Below are 18,099 nucleotides of genomic sequence, written 5' to 3'. Positions count from 1 at the left end.
TTCGTTTCCCAGGAATTACGGGCAGCAGAAGACCCAGAATTTGAAACCTTCTATACCAAGAACATTTTGCTGAACGAGGGTATCCGCGCTTGGATGGCTCCTCAAGATCAGCCTCACGAAAAATTTGTATTCCCCGAAGAGGTACTACCACGTGGTAACGCTCTCTAATACCTTAGGTGGCGGACGCGACCAAGAATCATCCGGTTTTGCTTGGTGGTCTGGTAATGCGCGCCTAATTAACTTATCCGGTAAACTGCTGGGCGCTCACGTTGCTCATGCTGGCTTGATTGTATTCTGGGCAGGAGCAATGACTTTATTTGAAGTCGCTCACTTTGTTCCGGAAAAACCAATGTACGAGCAGGGTTTAATCCTGTTACCTCACGTCGCTACCCTTGGTTGGGGCGTTGGCGTTGGTGGTGAAGTTATCGACACCTTCCCCTACTTTGTTGTCGGTGTACTTCACCTGATTTCTTCTGCTGTACTAGGCTTTGGTGGTATCTACCATGCCGTTCGTGGCCCAGAAACCTTGGAAGAGTACTCTTCTTTCTTTGGTTATGACTGGAAAGACAAGAACAAGATGACCAATATCATTGGCTTCCACCTAATCATCCTGGGATGTGGTGCGTTGCTGTTGGTATTGAAAGCAATGTTCTTTGGTGGTGTCTATGACACCTGGGCCCCTGGTGGTGGTGATGTACGTGTGATTACTAATCCCACACTGAACCCAGCTGTGATCTTCGGTTATTTGCTTAAATCCCCCTTCGGTGGCGAAGGTTGGATTGTTAGCGTTAATAACATGGAAGATGTCATTGGCGGACACATCTGGATCGCTTTAATTTGTATTTCTGGTGGTATTTGGCACATCTTCACAAAGCCTTTCGGTTGGGCGCGTCGTGCGTTCATCTGGTCTGGTGAAGCATATCTTTCCTACAGCTTAGGCGCTTTGTCCTTAATGGGCTTTATCGCTTCCTGTATGGTTTGGTATAACAACACTGTTTACCCCAGCGAATTCTTCGGTCCTACTGGCCCTGAAGCTTCTCAAGCTCAAGCTTTGACCTTCTTGGTTCGTGACCAACGCTTAGGTGCTAACGTTGGTTCTGCCCAAGGCCCTACAGGTCTGGGTAAATACTTGATGCGCTCTCCTTCTGGTGAAATCATCTTTGGTGGTGAAACCATGCGCTTCTGGGACTTCCAAGGCCCTTGGTTAGAGCCTCTACGTGGCCCTAACGGTCTTGACCTCGACAAAATCAAGAATGATATTCAGCCTTGGCAAGCACGTCGCGCGGCTGAATACATGACCCACGCTCCTCTAGGTTCTTTGAACTCTGTGGGCGGCGTAGCTACAGAAATTAACTCCTTCAACTACGTCTCTCCTCGTGCGTGGTTGGCTACTTCTCACTTCGTGTTAGGATTCTTCTTCTTAATTGGTCACTTGTGGCACGCTGGACGCGCTCGCGCTGCTGCTGGTGGTTTTGAGAAGGGTATCGACCGTGAGAATGAACCAGCAATGTCTATGGGTGACCTTGACTAGGCTGCAAATCTTATTTCATCACTGACAATCAAACGCTTTTTAGGCTCTTGTGTAACAGCAAGAGCTTTTTTTAATTATGGATAAACACTAACAAGGGTTTTGGGGATTGGGGATTGGGTGCAAGGAAAAGAATATAGAAGGATACAGGATTATGAATGTTTAAAACCCTTACACCCTTACACCCACGGATAATGACTTACCAAAAAGGGAAATGGCCGCTACTGTGATTGTAAAAATGCAATCTACCAAAACCGAGGAATTGGCTGTGAGTTTTTTCTCCTGCTGGAAAAGCTGTAACCCCAAATAGATATACTCCTGATATGGTTGGATTTTGCCAAGGTTTCAAGCCGATGGTGATGGTTTTACCTGGAGATACTGGCGGGTCAAATATTAGGGATACTGTTCTGGTTTGACGATTATCAGCCGCATCTTTTAATTCTATCCCCTGGCCTTTACGAGAGCGTGTACCTTCAAAAGCAAAGCTATTTTTTAGGTCGAAGCGAATATTATCTACGCCCTGATGCTGGTTAATTGTGATTTTTTGTAAGGGTTCACTCGCGTTTTCTGGCAAGTTGACGGTGAAATAATAGGTTGCGCCCCAGACATTAACCTGATTATATGTGGTTACAGCTTCCACAAGGCGTGGTGGTTGGACAAAATAAACTGTACCATCTTGCAGCTGAATTGCTTGACTAGGTGGGATGGTAGATCCATTGAGTATTGCTAAACTGGCGATCGCTGTACTCAATAATACTTTAAGGTGCATGACTCAGCTTGTTTGACCAATCAGATAGTAATTATACTTGCTCAATAGCTCAATAATTAGCCCATAAACTTAACATTTATTATTAATAAATTACTAGAACAAATATTGTTACTTAAAAATACAAATGTTTTGTAAAAGATAATTGATATCTATTGTCAGAGTTACTATGAAAGTTAGAAACTAAACATACAAACCCAGCAATTATTCTTATGAATGCTATTTCTAAAGTTGAATTCAAGCATCCGAGTTGGCAAACTGCTATCTTGTTTGCTCTCGGCTTCTGGCTAAGTGCTAGCCTAGTTTTGGATTGGGTAATTATGCCTAGTCTTTACCTGTCAGGGATGATGTTGCAAGAGGGTTTTACTACAGCAGGGTATGCAATTTTTTGGATTTTTAATCGCTTAGAATTGTTATCTGCGGCTGTAGTATTGACTGGGATACTGGTTTGGAGAAAGACTCACGTACATTGGAACGTGAACATGACAATTATCGGCGTTATGCTGTTGGCGATCGCTCTCCTCAATACTTATTTTTTTACTCCGCAAATGTCGGCAATTGGAGTTAATCTCAATCTATTTGCAACAGAATCTACTGTTCCAGCAACGATGAATTTACTACACGGTGGTTACTTTATACTAGAGGTAGTGAAATTAGTTGTAGGTGGCGCACTTTTTAATTGGTGCTGGCAACAGCAAAGTTAGAGAGTCGTCCCTAAAAAATAGATGAACTCCAGGCAAAAAGTCCTGAAGCCAAATGAGATTGAACTCGTGAATGTTGATCAGCTATTGCACTTTTAAATTACATAGTCACTTGTATGGTTTGTTGAGGACTGACAGTTAACTGTCAGTCCTCAACTATTAAAAATACTGTACTCTTGCGTCTAAGCCATTAGAACGTAACATCCTAGACATTTGTTCTGCGGAAGAGCGATCGCTATAAGTTCCAGCATTGACAAAAGTTCCTAAATTGGATCTAGATGTGTAAGCACTAGGTACGTAACGGCGCACTTGGTTGAGAGTTCCGCCATTACTAATAGGCACTATGACCACATAGCGATTATTACCAGAATTGTAAGAAATCTCGGCGATGGGCGAACCGTTAATGTTGAGCGCTTGCCAAGTTTGCGAATCAACGTTACCAGTGGGATTCAGTTGATAATATTGCTGGAATGAGGCTACAGATGCTCTGGTGTATTCATCAAAATAACCATCGAGACTGCCAGTAAAAAAGCCCAGCTGAGTTAAACGCTGTTGGACTGCTCTCACATTGTTGCCGCGATCGCCTACAGTGAGTAAGTTTCTATTGGGCTGATTAGCATATCTATCTTCCCAGACCCGGCTAACTGCCTGTAAAATCTGCACATCAGCAATGCCATCGGCTGTGAGTCGATAGTCACGCTGAAAGCGGACAATTGCATCCCTTGTCATTGCACCAATGGAGCCGGTGGGATTGCCATTAAAATAACCCAAATCCCGTAGACGTTGCTGCAAATCTCTCACCTGTGGAGTCGATAAACCCGGTCTATTGGGAGCTTGAGCAACACCACCTAAAGCATTCCAAGTTTGTTGATTGACAACTCCGGTAATAGGTAAACCTGCATTGCGTTGAAATGCCATGACAGCATCTCTAGTGATACCGCGAAAATTGCCTGTAGGATTAGGGCTGAAATAACCCAACTGACGTAAACGCTGTTGCAGTCTAGTGACAGCTTGGCCAGTACTACCTTCTGAAAGTACTGGAGATTCAACACCTGCGCTACCAGTTGCCGCATTTCTGATGGCTTGTGCAGTTTGACTACCAACAATACCATCAGCGCCTATACGATTGGCACGTTGAAATCTGATGACTGCTTGCTGAGTTTCTGAGCCAAAATAGCCAGTGTTGGGGCCGTTAAAGTAACGCAACCGCCGCAAATTTTGCTGTAATTGGGAAACTGCTGCTCCTCTGCTACCTAGCCGCAAGTCACCACGACTGATAGCTCCAGGAGTTGCAGAACGACAGGCTCTTTGTAAAGCTCTTTGTGTCCCACCACCTACAACACCATCAGCCGCAAGTCTATTAGCGCGTTGAAAACCAATAACACCGCTACGGGTGATGCTAGCAAATCTGCCATTCACGGGGCCATTGAAAAAGCCTAATTTTTTTAAACATCTTTGGATTTCGGCAACTTCTGAACCAGTACTGCCTACTTTTTGTAATGCTAAAGCTTCTCCAGCCACACTCAAGATACTTATACTCAGGGCTACAGATAACAACTTGATTGCCGCACTGCTAGAAAACTTTGGCCATTGGCAAAATTTTAGATTAACTTTGATAGGAATAAATTCTATATCTTCTGATGCCTCATAAATAGAAGCAAGATGGGAATAACTGATGGTGTCCATAGATGTCCTGCTTTTTTTCGTGGTAGAAGGATTCTCTGATCAGGGTTGGTTTAAGAATTAGAATCACAACGATCAGATTATTTTCCAGTTATTCAGCAAAGTTACTTAATAATGTGTGAACTTATTACACTGCTGTTAACTGGCATTTATAGAGATTTACTATGTCTGCGCGTATCGCCTAGAGAAAAATATACCACTTTCTCAGTGTGATACCAATTCACTAAAATTCTGTATAGCTGTTGACAGTTGAGTGTTGACCGAAAGAAGCAGGGGCGGGGAGATAGGGAGAAGGTTTCCTCCTGCTTTTTCACTGTCAGGGTTTTATCTTCGCTTGATGTTCTACAAAATTGGGCTACAGCTATATTTAAAATCTGGATTTTTTAATTTTGTATTTTGTTGGCACAGCCTTTCCTGCGGAATGTTACGCAACGAGGTAGCCTTTCTGTAGGCTAGCCAGTGGGTTGCGGGAAATTCAGCCCTGTAAGGGATTATTATTAACACCAAAATCTTAAAAACCTCATCCTCCTAGTACAGCACAGCGTAAATAAGCAGACCATTCTAAACTAACGAAACGCTTACGCTGTATTCATTTTGAATTTTGAATTTTGAATTTTGAATTCCGCCTTGCGGTACTAGCTTTTTCCTGAGTCAGGGAATGTTGGTTTTCAGGCTTCTGTCCATTTTGGAGTTACGGTATACACAAAAGTCCAAAAATCTTGGATTGTGCGTTGCGTTATTTGACAACGCACCCTAAAAAAATGATTGGTAGTGGTCTAATTATTAATATGTAGAATTTTTGACGTTTTGAATTATTCTTCATCCACTCGTTCAATATTTCCTACTTTTGTCCAGCCCTCTAGTTTGGTGCTTTCAACGCGAACCTTTTTCCAAAGTTTATCTGGGTTTTCTTCTAAGACAATAATTTTTTCGTCAAAACCAGCGCCTCCCACTCGTTCAGACTCTTGAGTTGGTTCAGCCCGCAAGCTTACGCCTTGAGGCCATGTAATACGCCCTTTATAAGCACCTTTTGGCAATGGCTTTTCTGTTTCTGTGGGCGATGCACTGGGAGTAGGAGTCGTTTCGGTTTTAGTTTCAGGTGTGGAGATGGGTTCTATCTTATTCTTTTTGCTATCGGGGTCTTTGAGGGCAGGAGTATCATTAGCATATATGGGCTTGGTCGGTGGTATGGCGGTTCTATTCATGAAATAGAGTCCAACCGCAACGCCGCTACCTAATAAAACTGCGATCGCTAATAATATTCCCAGTATGAACTTAAGCAAGGCAGAAAACATAATTTAAAACCTCATTACCAATAGTCAATAGTCAATGGTCATTAGTCATTAGTCAATAGTCAACAGTTTGAGACTTGAGACTATTGACTTTGCACAAATTAATTATGGCAACTGACGCTGAAAGTGTTAGCGTAGCTTGCCGAAGCTGTCACTTAAGGGGCTTTGTTTTGAGGCTAGACGCGCTCTCCCGGCTGCTGCCCATTCTTGTAGTTCTTGAATCTGCTCTACAGCCGTTCTAGCTAGGGGTATGATTTGACTAGCCGCTTCTAAAACATCGTCGGTAGTGAAATCTCGGTTTTGACTAAAGCCGATGTGCATTGCTTCTATTAAAGTTTGCTCGATTTCTGCCCCTGAAAAATCTGGCGTTTCGTATGCTAAACGCTCAATGTCATAATTTTTCAAATTGTGGGGGCGCAGTCGGGATAAATGAACATTAAAAATGGCTTTTCTTTCTTCTTGACTGGGTAACCCAACAAAGAAAATTTCATCAAACCGACCTTTACGCAACATTTCTGGCGGTAAAGCTTGGATGTTATTGGCGGTGGCGACAACGAACACTGGGGAAGTTTTTTCGGCTAGCCAGGTGATAAATGTGCCGAAGACGCGGCTAGTAGTTCCCGCATCACCTTTACTACCCAGTCCAGAAAAAGCTTTGTCGATTTCATCAATCCAGAGAACACAAGGTGCAAGGGCTTCTGCGACTTGAATCATTTGCCGGGTGCGGGATTCTGATTCACCCACCAAACCGCCAAATAATCGTCCGACATCCAGGCGTAGTAAAGGTAAATGCCAATGATGAGCGATCGCTTTTGCTGTTAAAGATTTACCAGTACCTTGAATCCCCACTAATAATAAACCCCGTGGGTGAGGTAATCCATATTGGCGGGCGCGATCGCTAAAGGAACCACCACGGCGTAATAACCAATCTTTGAGGTTATCTAGTCCTCCTATATCAGAAATCTGCTCGGTGGCTGGGTAAAAGTCCAGGATTTGGGTTTGGCGGATAGTTTGGCGCTTTTCCTCCAAAACTAAATCTACGTCTTCTGGTTGCAATTCTCCGTGGGTAGCGATCGCTTTCGCTAAAACCCGCCGAATCCTTTCCATTGATAACCCTTGGCAAGAACGCACCAAATCATCGGTAATTTTTCCAGAGAGGGAATTACCAGTGGCTTGCAGTAAACGTTCAATCTCTACTTTAATTTCTGGAGCATTAGGTAAGGGGAACTCGACAACCGTTAAGATTTCGGTTAAATCGTCAGGAATAGCGATGCGCGGCGATAATAAGACAATATTTTTCGGTTGGGATTTCAGCAGTCTCGCCAGGTTGCGGAGTTTGCGAGCGATCGCCACATCATCTAAAAATCGATGATAATCTCGCAAAATAATGACTGCTGGTGCTGATGCTGGTATTTTTTCTAAAAATTCTAAAGCTTGCAGGGGATTACGCCGCCCAAACCCCGCATCATTGGGATTACCTTGGTAGCCATCGACAAAATCCCAAGTATATACTGGGCGATTACCTTGATTGGCTGCTTCTTCACGGATAGCGGTTTCTACCCGTTCTTCTTCATAGGTAGGTATGTAAATTAACGGATAACGCGCTCTCAGCAGCAGTTTAAACTCGTCACGGAAGTTCATATCTAGGGGTTATTGGTTAGTTGCTCTTGATGGCAATGTACAACTTTCTTTAACCAAAATCCCATTTAATCATGCGATCTAGTGCTGAGTGGGGGGATTGGGGAAAAGATATAGTAAGCAATGACAACTGACAACCGACAACTGACTAATGACCGAACAAAAAAAGGATACAAGCCCCTAAATTTATTTATGGCGAAAAAAAGAAGTGAAACAACATTAATTCAAGCCCACGGATAAATCCGGGGGGTCTTTAATTTTGAATTTTGTTGGCGCAGCCTTCCCGAAGGGTATTTTGAATTTTGAATTGGAGCGTTCGCGTAGCGTCTCGTAGAGAAGCGACTTGACTAATGACTAATAACAAGTTGCTGCTTAAAGTAGCTCTTGGGTAAAAAACAGCGATCAGGTAAGAAAGGATTATCAATATATTGGGATAAGAAAGTGCCTGGTTGGACTCTATGACAGAATGGTGGCACAATTCCCCAATCTTCTGCTAACCAAATCCAGTATCCTATTTCGATTTTTCCGTAGCTGGATACAGTTAAAATTTCCCCAACGCTATTGTTGATAGATACTAGCTCAGGAGATGATTTAATTTCAGTTAATAACCAAGCTAATTCATCTACAGAAAAGTGATAGCCATAATCAGCCGCTACTTTGGTAAACTGTTGTGGATTTTTAGCTGATAGTAATTTATCTTTGAGCAAAGGTGTTTTTTGCGCTAAATCAAATAAATTCCAAATCTGCTTTCTGGTAACGAGGAACCAAGCAATTTCTTCTGCTTTTAAGCAATATCCATTATCTACTACTAAGTTAATAAACCCTTCCAGGGTATCAACTTCGCCTAATTGATTTTTTAATAAAAAGTTTTGCTCTACAAAAGCAAAAAAATCAATAACTGTTTGCCATGTTAATTTATTGGGACTTTCATAAAGATTTATTTTATCTTTCCAAAAATTATATTGTTCGTCTTTCAAGAAGAAATTCCATATCTGGTAATACATAATTTATGATTCCTTTCCTTGAATTTTTGGAAAAGTATTATTAAGTATCAGTGTAGTAATGGTAAACGCTGTTATTCGACAGTATTCACAAAACTTCTTCTGTGAGAAACAGCACACAGAGTATAAGTATATTTTTTTGTAAAAATTATAGCTAATAGAAAAATACTACTGAGAAAAAATCATCAGCGATCGCAAATCTTATGCTGTTAAAAAAAGTAACATTATGAAAATGTATCGCAATATTTGTACAACTTATTTAGTATTTGCTGAAATAAAATCTGATTGGTAAATTGTGGGGGTAATAGAGGCGATCGCTAATTTTCCACTATGATTTGTCTGTAGATGCAAAATATCTCTGTAGTTGAAAACTAACCACAGAGACACACAAGTAAAATTAATATAGGGTACTACTTTGAGTTTATTGGTAAATCGCGGAGGTAGTAAAAGCGATCATTCCTCCAATCACTACCTTTAATTCTTCCTAAATAACCTGTTAACGGTGATGAAAGTTCTATTAAAATCTCGTGCAGTTCTTTAGATTCCAAAGGCTGAGGAGGATTAGAGGTTATATATGCTGCATGAAGTGCCTCAACTCCAGCACGTTCGTATTTGGTTAGTTCAAGGTAATTTCTTAGTACTTGGATAATGTGCGATCGCAATTTAATATTCTGTCCAACTTTATCAATATAAGAATTAACTTTATCGTCAGCTAAACCAAAGGGAGCTTTTCGTAAATACTCTTTCAGTTCTAACAAATTGATAGAGTTTTTATGGTGTGTTTGTAGTTCAACTAGTTTCTGTAATGTTTCAGGGCGAATTACATTCATTTGGTGTTCGGTAGCGGTTCTTAAGGCGAAGTTATTTAATTCTCCAGAAGCAACAATTAATTTAATTGCGTTTTCATACTGGAATTTACCTAGATGATTTAAACCTATTTTTAGTAATTGTGCGGGTGTACCATCAGAAACTTTTTCTGTTTTAGTTGCTTTGCATTCTCCTACGATGGGAAAAGGTGCTTCAGCATAAAAATCCATACCTCCGGCTCCGCCAGTTGCATCTGGATTCATTCCTGAACCAGTGAAGCCTAATTTTAATAATCCTCGACGCACTAATTTTTCAAATGTCTGCCCGTCGCTAGAATTTCCCACTTCAGCAATTTTTTCAATCCACGCTAAATCTGAATCTAGTGTAATTTCGGGTTTATCACTACTCCAACCAAGTAATTTTCGGATATCATCGTCTAATTCTTTAGCGGCTGGGTTGGTATTAGAGATTTGTGTTAAAGCACTCTGCAATTCTTCTAATTCTGGATGCTGTGGGGGTTCTAGCTTTTCTAGTTGCTGTCTGCGTTGCGCGAAGATGCGATCGCTTAATACTGGATTATCTTCAGTCACAGTCAGGGAACTTGGCAACGGTACAAAGTGACGGCTTTGATTTTGTATATCAATTTCTTGTGGTTCTGATAGTAAGTATACGCGTAGGTAAGCCAAAAAAATATAAGGTCTTTGTGCAAGAATTACCTCTAATGCTTCTGTAGTCCATATCGTTAAACAAGATATAGACTTTAATGACTTTGATTTATCTAACATTTGACACCATTCACATCTTGCCCAAGCTTTAATTACAGATTTTTCAGAATCTATGTCATTTATTAGTGCTTGTACAAATGGTAAAAAATTTGATTGATATTGCTCTTCTTTAGGAAGCAAGTTAGTGGATAAACTTGTTGAATATAAAGCAAAATTTTGCCCCGAATTGATTAACTTTTGAGGCATGGCTGCAATCATTCGCCCTTGTATTAAAGCTTCAACATCAGGAGCAGGTAGAGATAAGGCGTTATAAATTACAATTGAGTTATTCATACTTAGTTGAATAACTCACTCAATTCGTCTGATTTCTCTGTTGTAGCTGTATTCAAGGAGTGAAATAATTCATCTATTACTTCATTGTCTTCTTCATCAACAACAACAGGCATATTACCAGATGGATTACTTAAAATTTCTCGAAGCAAGAGATTATCGGACGTAATCTTATTTTTAGTAATAAAATCAAAAATATACTCCTCCGTTAACTGATAGTTCAGACGTTTCTGATAAACAGATAAAATTGCTATAAGTGGGCGAATTTGTTCTTCTATCAAATCTACGTGTTCTCCTCCTTTTTCTGATATGAGTTCGTTAAGCAATTTATATGCTTCTGATGTTTTTTTCATTTGTTCTATCATTGATCGCGAACGAACTAAACAACCACGAGTGAGTTCAAATGTTTCATAATCAATTAAACGTTTTAATGCTGCTGTTAATGTAAATTGAGAGTACTGTATTACAGAAACGCCTACTTTTACTGATTGTCCATTTTCACTACCAATAATTTTGAAATTGATGAATTTTTTATCTAGTGATCTAGGACTATTTTGTGATTTAGGTTGGATATCGCTTGTAATTTCTTCAATTAATACTCCTTCTATAGTCTGCCCTTTCAAAGTATAAAAACCGAAACAGAGAGCTTCAGCAATTAGGGGACTATCTTCTAGAAAATCTTCAGTTTTTACCTCGCCTTCCCTTTTTAAGGCTAGTTCAAACCTTTCAAAAGGATCAGAAGGTAGTGGCTCTTCATCAATCTTAAAATTATCTGCACACCATCGTAGAGCTTCTCTTACACTTGGTTTATTGACTTTGCCATATTCTCTTAATTTGTTTTCTTCAAAAGGGTAGAGTGGATGAGGAGGAATTAAATTTTTTGACTTATAATAATTTTGCAGCCAAACAGTAACTAATTCAACCATAGAATCGCCACTAACGTATTTTAGTTCTATTGGTTTTCGTTGTGTATATTTTGAAATCCTATCGGGCGTACCGCCTGGAATGGAATTTACTTTATCTCTCCATGTTTCGGGCAGCATTACTGTGAGAATAACCACGCCTTGACTAAGCTCAGAATTTTCAAGAGTATCATGGAGAATCTTTACAAAATTAGCAATCACGCTTTCTGTAGGCAGTCCATCTTCAGTAGAATTGTTTTTAACATCTATTTCGTCAAAACAAATAACAACTGGGTTATAGAAACTAACCAAATTCAAGATTTGCTGAATATTTTTGAGAGCTTCAGCTTCTCTATCTTGATTTGTTTTGCTAGGATTAGGCAACCCCAATTCATCTGCATTGAATTGAGCTAACTCTTCACCAGAAAGCCATTTAATTGCAAAAGGTACTTGTGTTTCTGAAAGCGTCCACAAAATAGCCCGCAGGATATATGGATCTGCATCGGGTTTATTTTTAAGAGCTTGTCTTTGCAGAGCATTCATTAAGTTTTTATTCTTAGTCAAACTATTTGTATAGGCTTGGTCAAACTTTTCGACTAACTCTATTGGACTGGGTAAATTTTCACCTCTACCTTCGTTTGCTATGGCTGCCGCTACTTCCTGCCATTGCATAACCAACTGACTGCCAGTTTTGCTTAGACTATCTGCTAAAGTTTGTTGAAATTGATACTTAATCAAATTTAAGTCTGTATAGTTATTTCCACCTGCATAGACGAATAAGGCACCACCTTCTTTTTCCAGCTGATGACGAATACGGCTGAGGAGGTGAGTTTTACCAACACCTTGTTGTGCAGTTATGGCAATTGAGGTCACTTTGTCTTGACTAGATTGACTTGTTCGCACGAATTCAATTGCCTGAAAAACCGCATCGGACGCATGAGCATTTAAAGTAGGTACGTCTGGGGATTTCTTTTTCCAAATATCCTGTTCTTTGACAATACCGGCATTAGTAAATGGATTGTGACTTTGAATAGCCGCATTAACGGCTTCTATAGAAGACGTAGAATAATTCGTCATAATGATTCTTTAAAGTGTGAGGTAGTGCAGGACGATTAGTGGCAATCTGATTAACTCAATCGCTTGGCGTAAGAGCGCAATCCTACTCCAGGGATAGTGATTGAATCTTCACGTTTATCAGAAGTGAAGTCTGGTATTTCCCCAGCAATCAACTGAAAAATGTCGTTAGCCTGTACTTCCAGCAGCCACTCATGGAAATTATCTCGACTTACGCGATCGCCTATTTCTCTCCTAATGCGATAAATTGGTACTAAATCATTCAAGTTATAGTTTTGGTTTAACTTGTCGTAGACTTCCAACACCACTGACTTAAACTCTTCATAAGAAGCGATCGCACCCTTTCCATTAACTGGTACAGATGTTTTAACTACAGCAACATCAATCTGACTAATCCACTTCACCAACGCATTTGCCGCCCAAGTACCAACAATAGTCCCCTCAAACTTAAACTCGCTACTCCGCAAACTCTCACCTAACACTTCTAAACCTTTGGGTGATGTTAGAGAGTATCCTTGCTTAGAAATTGTTATTGCTCCGTCTTTTTGCAATTCTTCTAATATGCCTGGATAACCTGTAATATTCTTGCCCTTAGATTTCATTTTGTCGCTTATCTGTCTCTTCTTTACTTCTTGCTGCGTTCCCCCCAAATCCCACAAAGCCAGCAGAAGACGAGTTTTAGTTTTGGCAAGCTGTAAACTATCTTTACCCGAACCCATGTGATGTAGCCTGTTTAACTGGTGATGATTACATTATTATAATTTGCTTTTTCTTACACACTTGGCTTAAGTACCATTGAAAAATCTCTCTATTTTTTACGAAAAATAGCTGTTTTGTTCGATAAAACAAATCTTTTTATTAACTGTATGTATTTTTTTATGTATTTAATAACACAAATTTTCTGATAACTTACTTAAGAATAAAGGCCACAGGATATCTTCTTAGAAATTAAGGTTTCAATGCGCTCCTAATTTCTCCCTACATATTTTTGTGCTTACTAACCGCAAGCCTATTTCTTTGGAGCGATCGCAATGTCTCTCACAGGTATGACGGAATATATAACAAATCAGCTCACCATATACAACAGTTAAACGTCCTCAGACAGAATTTCTCCAGGAGATAAATTATGGTGGGTGATTTTTTCCGCAAAGCGAAAGAATTGATGGGCGGTTCTAGAGACGAAGAACGTGGTTATCGGGAACGTAGAGGAGATAGCGATCGCCCCTCCCGCAATGATCGTTATGAAGATGAAGAAGATGAAGAGGAGTATTCTGGCAATGTCCGCCGCTCCCGCGATGACCGTTATGAAGACGAAGAAGATGAAGAGGAGTACTCTGGCCGTTCTCGCAGAGACCGCTATGACGACGAAGACGAGGACGAATAATCTCAACCGTGAGAATGGGTAATGGTAAAAACCAATCACCAATTACCTATTACCCATTACCAATTTCTAATATTGTCCCTACCAAACAAGCTTTATCTATATTCACACCTTGTAAATTTGCACCTTCTAACTCTGCACAGAGTAAGTTAGCTCCAGTTAAATTCGCTCCCGCTAGATTTGTCCCCCGTAAGTCGGCTTCTTCGAGATTCGCTTCACTTAATAAAGCCCCTTGCAAATCAGCACGGCTTAAGTCTGCGCCTTTCAGGTTTGCACCAGTCAGGTTAACCCCTCGTAAGTCAGCGCCCCGTAAATCAACGCCTTGTAGATTGACGTTCATTAAATTAGCGCCACTCAAGAAAGCACCAGCCAAAGCTACACCACTAAGTCTAGCCCCCATGAGGTTCGCACCACGCAAATTACTACCACGCAAATCTGCCCCTGTTAAATCTGCCTGCATCAAATTGGATCCCATCAAGTTCGCCCGCAAGTCAGTTTCTTGGAGGGTTGCGCCCATCAAATTAGCGCCCTCTAAATGCCCACCTTCAAGTTTAGAGCGAGTAAAGTTAGTACCCACAAGGTGAGCGCCAGCTAAATTGATGCGGCTTAAATCCAGTTGAGAAAGTTCCTCATCTTCTAAATTCGCCCCTGGCAGTTGTTTGAGTTGTCCTAGTTTAATAGCGTCAATATTCATTGCGGGTAACTACTCATCTCCTCACTAGTCTTGCTTTGGCTATCCCATCGGGAATCAAGTAGCCACATACCCGTGCTGACTTTTGGTGTCATTAGGGGTAGGTCGAGTCCTTGTTGCAAACCCATGACTAATAAAAATAGGGCATCTATTAGTTTAGGGTCAAAGCGGTTTGCTTGTTGTCGGCATTCTTCCAAGGCTTGCACAAATATTTCTTGCCGATTTTCACTAGCGGCTCTTTTTTGGTTAACTTGCCACTGAAAGTCTGCGACTAAAGCCAAAATTCTCGACTCTAAAGGAATTTCATCACCAGCTAAACCCGCAGGTTCCCCCGTCCCATCCCACCACTCAGTTTGATGAGTAATAATTTGAGCTACTGCCCGTAATCTTGACATTTTGCGTAATGCTTGCGCTCCAGGGACTAAGGAGCAAGTTAATGGACAACTGGGGGCTGATTCTTGGTGGTGAGTAGCAGTTCCAGGTGTAAAAATACTTTCTGCTTTTTGCAGTGGATCTATACGGTGCAATAATCCTGCTAATTTTAATCTTTTAATCTGCCATGCGGGTAAATCCAAAAGCTGTGCCAAAGTTTCTGCTAGAGTTGCTACTTCGGTGGCAGCTTGTGGATTAGTGATATCAGCCAAATCCATCAGTTGTGCCATCCGCAGAAATGCCTGGATTTCGTTGGAAACCAAGTTGCTATCTAAAGCTTGGTGACGCATGGCGGCTGGAATGGATAATTGCTCTTGTCCTATTTGCAGGTAATCTACAACGCGGGAGACGACTATACTCAAGTCTTCTGAGGTGCTAACAGCGCTCTCAATTCCCTGAGTATGAATGAAGAGTTTTGCTGCTAATTCTGGATTGTATTTTTGAATATGGGCGATCGCCAACTCTGCCGTTTCTTTAACTAATTCTGGCTCAAAAGTCCACAAGCCATAAAATTTACGCTCTACATCAGAAGCCGGTCTGCCACCTACTCCATAATCAGCATCAGATAATTCTTGACAAAGTACCATTGCCGTGTATTTAGGCGACAAGATAATCAAATGCCATTCTTGAGCTACTGGGTCAGATGGATCTAAAGCCACTAAATCAATATTCGGCAGTTGGCTAGTGGGATGTTCAGCAAAGCCTGCATCCGGTGCTGCCATAATAGCAATTTGGCGACTGCACTTAGCGATGTCTGCATATCTTTCAGCCTCTTGCAAATACCACTTACCCCGTTGGAAGGCAGTAATTACCAAAGGTGAATTATCATCCGCCAATATATGGTCTTCTAAAGCATGACAAAGTGCAACCAGGGTATTTTTGTAATATACGCCAAATCGGACTGGTCTGGTGCTGTGGCGATGGGACGCTTCTAGCTGTTGTAGAATTGAACCTTCTAACATGGGGTTTGATTATATGAATCGCCAAGGCGCTAAGGAAAACAGAGTTTAATCCAGAGATGATAAACTTATGCTTCTGAATTTCTAGTTTACTGTGCTTTGTCTGTCAGTTGTCAGATATCCGACTGCTGGAAAAAGACGGGTAAGCTATTCTGCTTTTAAGTTGCATAATCCATCGTGAAGGCTGTTGACGGTTGACTGCTGACTGTTAACGGTCAACCGTCAACAACCCTTATTAGTAGTTATGCAATTTAGGCGCGCATTAGCTTATCGAGCAAACCCGTGAAAGCATTAAAGGAGAATAACTTTTGACCAATGACTATTTACAACTGGCTAAACAAGGCGATATAAATGCGATCGCCTCATTGATGAGCTTATATTTTCAACCGCAAGGCATCACTGTCAAAGCTAGTATCAAAAATAGTTGTTTACAGTTGATACTGGAGTCTGAACAGGTTCCCGATAAAGCATCATCTGTAACTTTTATTCGTCAGGAATTATCTACGTGGCAACCTGCATTAATTACTACAGTGCTAATTTATGGACTGAGAAATAATGAACCTTTTCCAGATTGGGAAGAAGCTTTTTCACTAATCAGACAACAGTCAGAAAATGCAAGATTTTTGGCAGCATTACGAACATTTAAATTTGCTTCTGTAGTTCCTTACCAAGATGTCTTTAGCGCCGAACTATATAGTAATAATACGGTTAAAATATTGTTGTTCTTCGGACTATTTCCTCTAAGCATTGGCTTAATTGCTAACTCTGGTAGTCTGGAACAGACTGCTTGGTTACTCGGTATTTATTACGCGAGTATTTGGGGAGTAGTTTTATACAATTTAATTAAGCCAGCTTGGTTTTCTTGGCGAGAGACACTGAAATGTGTTGTGTTCACTGCCATTGTAGGTATACCTTTACTATTGCTAATTCAACAATTTCCCCTATTCCAGTTACTGTACGCCGCTACAGAGTCAAATTTAGGACTTATTCCCCAATTAATTGGCTTTATTTTCGGTGTTGGAGTCTTAGAGGAAATTTGTAAAGCCTTGCCAGTATATCTATTCTTGCTGCGTCCCAGAAAACTCAATGAACCACTGACAGGGGCATTTTATGGGGCTATGTCAGGATTAGGATTTGCGATCGCTGAAGGTGGTTCCTACTCTTTACTATACGCCTTTAACTTAGTCAGAGGACAATCAGGTTTCGGCACTTACATTTTGGTCAATACTATTCGCTTTGTCTCCCTACCCTTGTTCCACGCCATTTTAGCTGGAATAGTTGGTTATTTTTTGGGGCTGGCAGCAATTAACCGTTCTCGACAGCTACCAATTATGTTTATTGGCGTAGCTTTGGCTGCTGTGTTACACGGTGCTTACAACACATTTAGCAATGGCATCCTTGGTCTTATTATCATCAGCTTTACGATTTTGTTGTTTGTTGCTTATTTGCGTCGCAGCCAACAAATGGTAGCAGAAATGCAGCAAGCCGAACTAAACAGACCCGCATTACAGCCAGATAACTCTGAAAACAAATAACTAAACTACTAAATTATTTTAGCCTTGCTCCCCAAAATATTAGCCGCAACCACAGCCATCCCAAGCCACTACCAATAAAATAATAGGGGAAATCTGCCCAAGTGAAAGCATTACCAATTAACATTCTTCCCCACCAAAACGAACGCACCCAATTTAAAGAGGGTGGATTCCACAGTTGCATAAACTCCAACAAGCAAGTGATTAAGCATACCCATAAAGGTATTTGCCAAACTGCCCAACGAGTAGGAATAAATAAAAAGGCCAACAAGCACCAAAATATCTCATAAAAAATTCCTCCTACCTCTTGATTCAACCACCAAACAGAATGGCGATAGTGGCTGTATAAAAGTCCAATAGAAAGAACAATAGCTAGAGAAAGAATAGTTCGCCAGCGAATGCTTGTAAGTATTGACATTATTTAGAGTTTAAAATCTATTATTTCTCCTTTTCAAAGGATATCGACCAATTTTAACAATGACACCACAGATTGTCCATAACCAGAGAGGTTGCCTAAAGTCTTCTTCAAATTACCTTGCACATTCATCATTAGACCTATCTTTAAAATAAATTTTATAGGAAAATAAACAGAGGAGCTAGAAAAGCGAGTATTAATAATGACAAGCCCCTTAAAAAGAATAGAATCATACCCAGAGG

At 40.7% G+C, this 18,099-nt stretch carries 16 protein-coding genes and 1 pseudogene; 5 read left to right on the top strand and 12 right to left on the bottom strand.

All coding sequences use genetic code 11. The features are described from left to right. Both H6G14_RS30265 and psbC read left to right on the top strand, forming a co-directional pair. Nucleotides 1-168: pseudogene (locus H6G14_RS30265) on the top strand (photosystem II D2 protein (photosystem q(a) protein)); the annotation flags it as partial. Then, nucleotides 152-1,531 (top strand): photosystem II reaction center protein CP43, encoded by a 1,380-nt coding sequence (gene psbC / locus H6G14_RS30260; RefSeq protein ID WP_190572338.1) that lies wholly within the window; start codon nucleotides 152-154, stop codon nucleotides 1,529-1,531. The pseudogene H6G14_RS30265 and the gene psbC, both read left to right, overlap by 17 nt. 196 nt (nucleotides 1,532-1,727) lie before the next feature. Here the strand turns inward: psbC and H6G14_RS30255 are convergent, their stop codons facing one another. After that, on the bottom strand, nucleotides 1,728-2,297 hold the full coding sequence (locus H6G14_RS30255; protein WP_190572337.1) for a DUF2808 domain-containing protein: 570 nt from the start codon (nucleotides 2,295-2,297) through the stop codon (nucleotides 1,728-1,730). A gap of 209 nt (nucleotides 2,298-2,506) precedes the next feature. On the opposite strand from H6G14_RS30255, the gene H6G14_RS30250 reads away from it, so the two are divergent. Continuing rightward, nucleotides 2,507-2,998 (top strand): hypothetical protein, encoded by a 492-nt coding sequence (locus H6G14_RS30250; protein WP_190572336.1) that lies wholly within the window; start codon nucleotides 2,507-2,509, stop codon nucleotides 2,996-2,998. A 156-nt stretch (nucleotides 2,999-3,154) separates the two neighbouring features. Here the strand turns inward: H6G14_RS30250 and H6G14_RS30245 are convergent, their stop codons facing one another. The 7 genes from H6G14_RS30245 to H6G14_RS30215 form a co-directional block, all read right to left on the bottom strand. Next, complete coding sequence (locus H6G14_RS30245) at nucleotides 3,155-4,681, bottom strand: peptidoglycan-binding domain-containing protein (RefSeq protein WP_190572335.1); 1,527 nt, start codon at nucleotides 4,679-4,681, stop codon at nucleotides 3,155-3,157. 809 nt (nucleotides 4,682-5,490) lie between these two features. Further along, nucleotides 5,491-5,973 carry an SH3 domain-containing protein gene (locus H6G14_RS30240; protein WP_190572334.1) on the bottom strand — a complete coding sequence of 161 codons (483 nt, stop codon included), beginning with the start codon at nucleotides 5,971-5,973 and terminating at the stop codon, nucleotides 5,491-5,493. A gap of 126 nt (nucleotides 5,974-6,099) precedes the next feature. After that, on the bottom strand, nucleotides 6,100-7,611 hold the full coding sequence (locus H6G14_RS30235; protein WP_190572332.1) for an AAA family ATPase: 1,512 nt from the start codon (nucleotides 7,609-7,611) through the stop codon (nucleotides 6,100-6,102). A gap of 344 nt (nucleotides 7,612-7,955) precedes the next feature. Beyond that, nucleotides 7,956-8,612, bottom strand: a complete 657-nt coding sequence (locus H6G14_RS30230; RefSeq protein WP_190572330.1) for a Nif11-like leader peptide family natural product precursor — start codon at nucleotides 8,610-8,612, stop codon at nucleotides 7,956-7,958. Between the two features lie 407 nt (nucleotides 8,613-9,019). Then, nucleotides 9,020-10,474, bottom strand: coding sequence for a DUF1802 family protein (locus H6G14_RS30225; protein WP_190572328.1), 1,455 nt, complete (start codon nucleotides 10,472-10,474; stop codon nucleotides 9,020-9,022). A gap of 2 nt (nucleotides 10,475-10,476) precedes the next feature. Beyond that, nucleotides 10,477-12,450 (bottom strand): P-loop NTPase fold protein, encoded by a 1,974-nt coding sequence (locus H6G14_RS30220; protein WP_190572326.1) that lies wholly within the window; start codon nucleotides 12,448-12,450, stop codon nucleotides 10,477-10,479. Between the two features lie 50 nt (nucleotides 12,451-12,500). Next, nucleotides 12,501-13,166, bottom strand: coding sequence for a hypothetical protein (locus H6G14_RS30215; protein WP_190572324.1), 666 nt, complete (start codon nucleotides 13,164-13,166; stop codon nucleotides 12,501-12,503). 407 nt (nucleotides 13,167-13,573) lie between these two features. Here H6G14_RS30215 and H6G14_RS30210 point away from each other — a divergent pair, with 407 nt between their 5' ends. Then, on the top strand, nucleotides 13,574-13,831 hold the full coding sequence (locus tag H6G14_RS30210; protein ID WP_190572322.1) for a hypothetical protein: 258 nt from the start codon (nucleotides 13,574-13,576) through the stop codon (nucleotides 13,829-13,831). A gap of 49 nt (nucleotides 13,832-13,880) precedes the next feature. Here the strand turns inward: H6G14_RS30210 and H6G14_RS30205 are convergent, their stop codons facing one another. Continuing rightward, complete coding sequence (locus tag H6G14_RS30205) at nucleotides 13,881-14,522, bottom strand: pentapeptide repeat-containing protein (protein WP_190572320.1); 642 nt, start codon at nucleotides 14,520-14,522, stop codon at nucleotides 13,881-13,883. After that, on the bottom strand, nucleotides 14,519-15,913 hold the full coding sequence (locus H6G14_RS30200) for a DICT sensory domain-containing protein (protein WP_190572318.1): 1,395 nt from the start codon (nucleotides 15,911-15,913) through the stop codon (nucleotides 14,519-14,521). Before H6G14_RS30200 ends, H6G14_RS30205 begins: the two co-directional genes overlap by 4 nt. Before the next feature lie 305 nt (nucleotides 15,914-16,218). Here H6G14_RS30200 and H6G14_RS30195 point away from each other — a divergent pair, with 305 nt between their 5' ends. Next, nucleotides 16,219-17,445 (top strand): PrsW family intramembrane metalloprotease, encoded by a 1,227-nt coding sequence (locus tag H6G14_RS30195; protein WP_242054119.1) that lies wholly within the window; start codon nucleotides 16,219-16,221, stop codon nucleotides 17,443-17,445. Nucleotides 17,446-17,458: 13 nt separating this feature from the next. Here H6G14_RS30195 and H6G14_RS30190 read toward each other — a convergent pair whose 3' ends face one another. Further along, on the bottom strand, nucleotides 17,459-17,860 hold the full coding sequence (locus H6G14_RS30190) for a ribosomal maturation YjgA family protein (RefSeq protein ID WP_190572316.1): 402 nt from the start codon (nucleotides 17,858-17,860) through the stop codon (nucleotides 17,459-17,461). Nucleotides 17,861-17,893: 33 nt separating this feature from the next. Then, the coding region (locus H6G14_RS33410) for a hypothetical protein (protein WP_206757622.1) at nucleotides 17,894-18,099 on the bottom strand (206 nt) is incomplete at its 5' end.

This window comes from Nostoc parmelioides FACHB-3921, from assembly GCF_014696625.1.
Lineage (GTDB): Bacteria > Cyanobacteriota > Cyanobacteriia > Cyanobacteriales > Nostocaceae > Trichormus > Trichormus parmelioides.
The sequence above is the reverse complement of the archived record's forward strand: the minus strand, read 5'-3'. Positions and strand labels throughout refer to the sequence as shown.